The 6,226-nt window shown below is 64.4% G+C and carries 6 protein-coding genes; all 6 read left to right on the forward strand.

The window, feature by feature from the left end; genetic code table 11:
- Positions 1–7: 7 nt before the first annotated feature.
- Positions 8–1,465 carry a condensation domain-containing protein gene (locus O4220_RS09965; protein WP_269603540.1) on the forward strand — a complete coding sequence of 486 codons (1,458 nt, stop codon included), beginning with the start codon at positions 8–10 and terminating at the stop codon, positions 1,463–1,465.
- The gene (locus O4220_RS09970) at positions 1,443–2,816 is read left to right on the forward strand and encodes a condensation domain-containing protein (protein ID WP_269603542.1); all 1,374 of its coding nucleotides are present in this window, start codon (positions 1,443–1,445) and stop codon (positions 2,814–2,816) included. The genes O4220_RS09965 and O4220_RS09970 overlap by 23 nt, the downstream gene beginning before the upstream one ends.
- Positions 2,817–2,938: 122 nt before the next feature.
- Positions 2,939–3,835, forward strand: a complete 897-nt coding sequence (locus O4220_RS09975) for a sulfurtransferase (RefSeq protein ID WP_269603544.1) — start codon at positions 2,939–2,941, stop codon at positions 3,833–3,835.
- The gene (locus O4220_RS09980; RefSeq protein ID WP_269603546.1) at positions 3,832–4,245 is read left to right on the forward strand and encodes a SufE family protein; all 414 of its coding nucleotides are present in this window, start codon (positions 3,832–3,834) and stop codon (positions 4,243–4,245) included. Before O4220_RS09975 ends, O4220_RS09980 begins: the two co-directional genes overlap by 4 nt.
- A 122-nt stretch (positions 4,246–4,367) precedes the next feature.
- Complete coding sequence (locus O4220_RS09985; protein WP_269603677.1) at positions 4,368–5,837, forward strand: condensation domain-containing protein; 1,470 nt, start codon at positions 4,368–4,370, stop codon at positions 5,835–5,837.
- Between the two features lie 109 nt (positions 5,838–5,946).
- On the forward strand, positions 5,947–6,226 hold a 280-nt coding region (locus O4220_RS09990; protein WP_332112807.1), incomplete at its 3' end, for a biotin carboxylase N-terminal domain-containing protein.

Genomic DNA, 6,226 nt, shown 5'->3' on the forward strand with positions numbered 1-6,226 from the left:
AGCAACGATGATCATCACCGCCATGGGCAGCTGGAATCCTGCCCCGGGCCGTCTGCTCGAGTGGCACCCGTCACCGGCCGCCCAGGCCAGAGCTGCAACGGCACCGGTCGATTCGACCCCGCCGTCGTTCCTGCAGGAAGACCATCTGAAGGCAGCGTGGGCAGCGCGGCAGCGCAATGATGTTCATACCGCGTACACCGGGGTGGCGACCGAGATCGACGGCGATGTGGACACCGCTGCGATGAGCCGCGCTCTGGCGGCCTACGTCCTGCGTCACGAGGGCCTCCGATGCTGGTTCGAGGTGGAGAGCACCGGTGTCGTGCGCCACCTCGCGGAACCCGAGGTCGCCGAATTCGAGGTACTGGACGCCGGCGAGTCCACGAACGACGATGGATTCCAACGCTATGTGCGGCAGCGCTTCTCGACCGAAGCAACCGCAGATGTCTGGCCCGGATTCGTCATCGGCGTCGTGTCGAGGCCCGGGAGCTTCACGTTGTACTACGGCGCGGACCACGCGTTCACCGATGGTGGTTCGCAGGCATTGGTCATCAGCGAACTCGCCGATCTGTATGCGCTCGAGATCGGCGGCCGGGCACCGAAGCCGGCAGACGCGGGCAGCCACCTCGCCTACGCCGCAGACGAGCGAGCGCGAGCAGCGACATACGGGCCCGACTCTCCCGAAATCGCTGCGTGGCGAGAGATTTTCGTCCGGCACGACGGATTGATGCCACGATTCCCACTCGATCTGGGACTCGCGCCAGGGGAACGAGCCCCGGTCCGAATCGTCGAACGCCATCTGTTGGACGCAGGCGAGGTGGCGGCGTTCGACGCCGCATGCAAGGCCGCCGGGGCCCGGATGAGCAGCGGCATATTCGCCGCCGTCGGGATCACCGATTTCGAGTTGGCAGGCACTGCAGAGTATTTCGGGATCACGGTGCTGAGCACCCGCCACCACGGCGACTACGGCCAATCTCAGGGTTGGTTCGTCAATTTCGCGCCGGTTGCGTTCGAGGTGGCGGGCAAGGGAAATTTCTCCGATGTCGCACCACTGGCTCACTCGGGCTTCGAGCGCGCCAAGCAGATCGCGGAGGCACCCGTGCACGCCGTACTGGGCGCACTCGCCGCGGACGGAACCTTGGGCAGCGAGCTCGCCGTCAGCCCGAACATGCTCTCCTACATCGACTTTCGATGGTTCCCTGGAGTGGGACGGGACGCGGACACGCGAGCGAAGCATTTCACCGGCGAAGGCTCGACATCGAACGCATCGATGTGGATCAACCGAGACAGTGAGCACCTGTATCTGGTAGCGCAGACCCCCGATACCGATACCGCCGCCGCGTCGGTACAGCGCTACCACACACATTTGGCGCACGTGCTCGAAACCATTGCACGCGAAGGTGATTACGCGCTCTCTCTCGACCATCTCGTTCAGGAGCCGGCCGGTGCAGGTCACCTCGATCACTGAGTACGCCCCTCGGGCAGGTGCCCTGGTGGAGTTCTCCGCACGCGTCGTCGGCGTTCCGGAGCCGTCGTCGATTCCGCCGTCGTTCAACCAGCGTTTTCACCTGGGTGACCTCGGCGAGGCCGAACGCGTGTGGATCGCCGGAGCGTTCGACGTACCGGGCAGGCTCGACATCGAAGCGCTCGGGTGGGCGTTCGGGTACCTGATCGACCGCCACGACACGCTGCGAAGCTCGTTCGTTTCCACGACAACCGGTATCGAGCGGGTGCTCTACGGGCCAGGTGCGATCGAGATGAAACAATCCATCCGATCCGCCTTCTCCTCGACACCCACGCTCCGCGACCACCTCCGGACCTCACTCGAAGTGCACTGCGATGCACGACGATTCCCGTCGTACACCTGTTTCGGAATCGATCGACCGGATACGTCGACTGTGTTGTGCGCATTCGACCACGCCAACGTCGACGCCATGTCGATAGCAGTCGTCGTCGACGAGATTCACACCCTGTACGACGCCTACCGCCGCTGCCCCTCGAGCCCGAAGGTCGATCTACCTCCGGTCGGTGGTTTCGTCGAGTACTGCCGTATCGAATCCACCGAGCCACTGGTGAACCCCGCGGACGAACGAATGACGCAGTGGTCGAACTTTCTCCTCGAGTGCGGCGGCACCACACCGAGGTTCCCGTTCGATCTCGGAGTTGCGGAGGGTGAAACAGCCGCGCAGGCCACAACGGTGAATACACTGCTCGACGCCTCGCAGACACTCGACTTCGAGTACCTCTGCGCACGATCCGGTGCCGGGATGTTCGCAGGAGTCGTCGCTGCGATCGCGCAGGCCGTTGCCTGCATCGGTGGGCCGGACCACGTGCCCTTCCTGTTTCCACTGCACACCCGACACCGTCCGCAGTTCTCGCGTGCACTCGGGTGGTTCACCACCAACGCCCCGATGACCGTGCCCGTCCGAGAAGACTTACCCGACACCATCCGCGCCGCCCACAGCGCGTTTCGCGCGGCTCTCCCGCTCAGCACCGTTCCGATCCCGCAGGTGCTGGCCAACCTCGGGGACGCATTCACGCTGTCGCGGCAGGACGTGTTCATGGTGTCGTACATCGACTACACCAAAGTCGAGGGACACGAGCGGTTCGACGAGTCCGACGCGCATCACATCAGCAATGCCACCGTGGCCGACGATGCCCAGTTCTGGATCTCCCGCACCCGATCGGGCTTGGCATTGCGATCGCGTTTCCCCGATACCGCAGTGGCGCGCTCGGTGATGACCGCGTTCGTCGACGAGCTCGGCACTCTGATGCGTGCGTCCACCTCGAACGCAGACCTCGGTGCGCTGACGAACTGACCGCACTCCGATCAGCAGGCTCCGCTCGCACATCTCGGCGGCGATACCGCATAGGATCGACTGTGCAGACCGCTCACCCCCGGGCGGGCCGCCAGACGAATATCTTCCGTAGGAGCCGATACGTGCCTGTACCAACCGATTCCAACGCAACGTACGCCGACTATGCGCATCCGGATCGACTCGTATCGAACGAATGGCTCTCCGCCCATCTCGGTACCCCGGGCCTTCGCGTCGTCGAATCCGATGAGGACGTGTTGCTCTACGACGTCGGCCACATCCCCGGTGCGGTCAAGATCGACTGGCATCTGGACCTCAACGACCCGGTCACCCGCGACTACATCGATGGCGAGCAGTTCGCGAAACTGATGAGCCGCAAAGGCATTTCGCGAGACGACACCATTGTCGTCTACGGCGACAAGAGCAACTGGTGGGCCGCCTACGCACTGTGGGTGTTCACGCTGTTCGGTCATCAGGACGTGCGTCTGCTCGACGGTGGGCGCGACGCCTGGCTGTCCGAGAATCGTGACACCACTCTCGACGTGCCCGAGTTCCCGGAAACCGATTATCCGGTGATCGAACGCAACGACGCACCCATTCGCGCATTCGCGTCCGATGTGCTCGGCTCACTCGGCACGGTGCCGCTGATCGACGTGCGCTCCCCCGCCGAGTACACCGGCGAACGCACCCACATGCCCGATTACCCGGAAGAAGGTGCACTGCGCGGCGGGCACATTCCCACTGCCGTCAGCATCCCCTGGGCCAAAGCGGCGGCGCCGGATGGACGCTTCCGCTCGCGCAAGGAATTGGACGAGATCTACTCCGGCACCTCGGCAACCGACGATGTGATCGCGTACTGCCGCATCGGTGAGAGGTCCAGCCACACCTGGTTCGTTCTGACCCATCTGCTGGGTTACGAGTCGGTCCGCAACTACGACGGCTCGTGGACCGAATGGGGCAACGCCGTTCGGGTGCCGATCGCCAAGGGCGAGGAGCCCGGATCGGCACCGGCCACTCGATGAGCGCGCTTCCGGAATCACTCGCCGAGATAGTCGAGGACTTCGCCGCGGTGGAGGGACAGGACAAGCTGCAGCTGCTGCTGGAGTTCAGTCGAGAACTCCCTCCCCTGCCGGAGCACCTGGCTCAGGATGCGATGGAGCCGGTACCGGAATGCCAGTCGCCGCTGTTCCTGTCGGTCGATGCCGGCGACCCTGCGCAGGTTCGTCTGTACTTCAGCGCCCCGCCCGAAGCCCCGACGACCCGCGGGTTCGCCTCGATCCTCGCGCAGGGGCTCGACGGTCTCAGCGCTGAGCAGATTCTCGATGTACCGGACGACTTCTACTCGGCTCTCGGGCTGAGCGACGCGGTCAGCCCGTTGCGGCTGCGCGGGATGTCGGCGATGTTGGCTCGGATCAAGCGACACCTGCGCTGACTGCGCACACCGCTGTCGTCTTGATCGATACATCACGTGATCGGTAGACTCATCGAACGAGCGTCGATGCTCTATTCACCCTCACCCCCGATGTGGTCGAACGAAGGCTGGTTGCTGCCGACATGGAGTTCACGGAGTTAGCGGACTACGCGGTTCCCGCAGGCACGCTCACCGAGTGGATACCCAGCGTCGGCCCGCAGGCCCGCACTCCTGAGGCCGCGGGGTGGCGTCCGGACACTCGACCGACGTCCTACGTCCACGAGGCGCACCTTCGTACGAGTCTGAGCAGTCCCCGTCGTGGCCGAGAATCGTGGCTCGGTGCGGCCTTCGAGGTCGCGGGCCCCCTGAACAAGCTCGCATTCCGGCAAGCGGTCCTGAACTGGATCGACCGGCACGAAGCCATGCGGTCGAGTGCGTCGATCGACGAGACGACGGGCGAGATGTCGCGGGTGACCGCCGCGGAGGGAGCCATCGACATCTGGCAGGTGGAGCAGGAGCGATGCAGCCAGTCGAGTGAAGTCTTCGAGCACCTGCAATATCTGTTCGACGAGTTCACCTCACCGCTGATCTGGCCCGCGTACGCCTTCGTCACTCTCGAACCGCTCGACGACACACGTCCGATCACCGTGTTCTTCGCGGCCGATCATTCGATCATCGACGGTCTGTCCACGGTTCTCGTCGCGCACGAGATCGCCGAGCTGTACGGAGAGGGACTGGGTGGCCCGGCTGCCGCTCTGTTCGAGGCCGGCAGTTACCTCGATTTCGGTTCCTCCGAACGCGAGCGTCACGCCGAGCTCGAGCATTCTCACGATGCGGTGAGAATGTGGCGGGACTTCCTCGTCGACGGCGACGGCGAATTACCTGCGTTTCCACTCGACATCGGCGATCCGAGCCCGGAGGACGTGCCGCAGGGCGGTCTGTCCGCGTGGGTGCTCGACGCCGAGCAGGCCGACTCGTTCTCCACGGCCTGCCGTAAGACAGGACACAGCCTGTTCGCCGGACTGCTCGCGGTCCTGGCCATCACCGGTGCCGAGCTGGGCGGCGGTACTCGCTTCCGCACGGTTACTCCGGTGCACACCCGCGACGAACCTCAGTGGGCATCCGCGCTGGGATGGTTCGTCGGATTGTGCCCCATCTCCTTCGACATCGACGATGACGATTCGTTCGGTTCGGTGATCGCAGCCGCCTCGGCGGAGGTGAAGAAGACCAAACCCATCGCCCGCGTTCCTCTCGATCGGGTGTTCACCACTCTCGGCTACTCCGCCCGCCCACGTTTCGTCGTCTCGTTCATGGACGTGAGGTTTGCGCCTGCGGCCGAGCACTGGCCGGACTGGAATGCCCGTGCGCTGCGCAGCAAGCAGTACCAACACGACGTGTACGTGTGGATCAACCGCACCCCGCAGGGGATCAACATCGCCGCGCGGTACCCCAACACCGAACAGGCGACGGCACGGGTTCACGAGTACGTCGGTGCTCTGCGCAGGCTGCTGACAGAAGTTGCGGACACCGGGACCGCCAGAATCCCCGGCACCGCCCCCGAACCGTTCCGTGACGACCACATCGACAGCGGTCGGATCGCTACCAGTCAGTAGCCCGTGTCCACTCGGCGTGGCGGTGCAGTCCGATTACAGCGATGACAGGGCCGGTGCTTAGACTCCGTCGTGACGTTCGCAACGATGAAACAGATCCGTAGGAGGCTCAGTGCCCAGCCATGCCAGTGCTCAGATCACCAAGGTTCTTGTTGCCAATCGTGGTGAGATCGCGGTGCGGGTGATCCGGGCGGCTGCTGATGCCGGGTTGGCCAGTGTCGCTGTCTACGCCGAGCCCGATGCCGATGCCCCGTTCGTACGGTTGGCCGACGAAGCATTCGCCCTCGGTGGGCAGTCCTCGGCGGAGTCGTATTTGGTGATCGACAAAATTTTGGACGCCGCCGCCAAGTCCGGAGCCGACGCCATCCACCCCGGCTACGGATTCCTCTCCG

The sequence above is a fragment of the Rhodococcus ruber genome (assembly GCF_027270735.1).
GTDB classification, from domain to species: Bacteria; Actinomycetota; Actinomycetes; order Mycobacteriales; family Mycobacteriaceae; genus Rhodococcoides; species Rhodococcoides rubrum_A.

Bases quoted from the DNA above. Each gene is read 5' to 3' on its own strand.
- O4220_RS09965 (WP_269603540.1), top strand. From the start codon at position 8: ATGATCATCACCGCCATGGGCAGCTGGAATCCTGCCCCGGGCCGTCTG.
- O4220_RS09980 (WP_269603546.1), top strand. From the start codon at position 3,832: ATGAGCGCGCTTCCGGAATCACTCGCCGAGATAGTCGAGGACTTCGCC.
- O4220_RS09985 (WP_269603677.1), top strand. From the start codon at position 4,368: ATGGAGTTCACGGAGTTAGCGGACTACGCGGTTCCCGCAGGCACGCTC.